Origin of the sequence: Sulfitobacter aestuarii, assembly GCF_042685005.1 — a bacterium.
GTDB classification, from domain to species: Bacteria; Pseudomonadota; Alphaproteobacteria; order Rhodobacterales; family Rhodobacteraceae; genus Sulfitobacter; species Sulfitobacter aestuarii.
This window is the reverse complement of record NZ_JBHUMP010000074.1, coordinates 1-861: the sequence shown is the minus strand read 5'-3', so window position 1 is coordinate 861 and position 861 is coordinate 1. Positions and strand designations below refer to the sequence as shown.

1 protein-coding gene is annotated in these 861 nt (G+C 67.1%); it reads left to right on the top strand.

What is annotated here, in order from left to right:
• Positions 1-158 precede the first annotated feature (158 nt).
• Positions 159-861 (top strand): KpsF/GutQ family sugar-phosphate isomerase (locus ACFSUD_RS19635; protein WP_386376192.1); only part of this gene is annotated, 703 nt, incomplete at its 3' end.

Genomic DNA, 861 nt, shown 5'->3' with positions numbered 1-861 from the left:
GGCTCGGCCTCTACCGGCAATCCACCATCAGCACCGTGGCGCTCTGGGTCGCGGCCTTGCTGCGCCGTCTCTGAGGCGCATGGTTTTTCGCGCCGCTCTGTGCTAGCGACGCTGCCATTCCTTCGGGCACCCGTTCACTTCTTGCAGGATTTCGCATCATGATACCCACCGCCGAGCTTGCCGGACAGGTCAGCGACCCCAGAACGATCCTCGACGCCGGACGCCGGGTGCTGCAGACCGAGGCCGCCGCGCTGGCCTTCATGGCCGAGAACCTGCCCAAGGATTTCGCCCCCGCGGTGCGTCGGATCCTGACCTGCCGGGGCCGGGTGATCGTCTCGGGCATCGGCAAATCGGGCCATATCGGGCGCAAGATCGCCGCCACCCTGGCCTCGACCGGGACGCCCGCCTTCTTCGTGCATTGTGCCGAGGCGAGCCATGGCGATCTCGGCATGGTCGGGTCCGAGGACATCTGCATCCTGATTTCCAATTCCGGCGAGACCACCGAGCTGCGCGACATGCTCTATCACAGCCAGCGCTTCTCGATCCCGCTGATCGGCATTTCCTCGAATGACGACAGCACCCTGATGCGCGCCGCCGATTTCCGCCTGACCCTGCCGAAACGGCCCGAGGCCTGTTCGATCGGCATGGCCCCGACCACCTCGACCACGCTGACCCTCGCGCTCGGCGATGCGCTGGCCGTGGCGCTGATGGAGCAGCGCGGTTTCCTGGCCGAGGATTTCAGCATCTATCACCCCGGCGGCAAGCTCGGCGCGCAGCTGCGCCGGGTCGGCGAGCTGATGCATGGCGGCGACGCGATCCCGGTGATCCCGAGCGACGCGCCGATGAGCGAGGTGCTGCTGG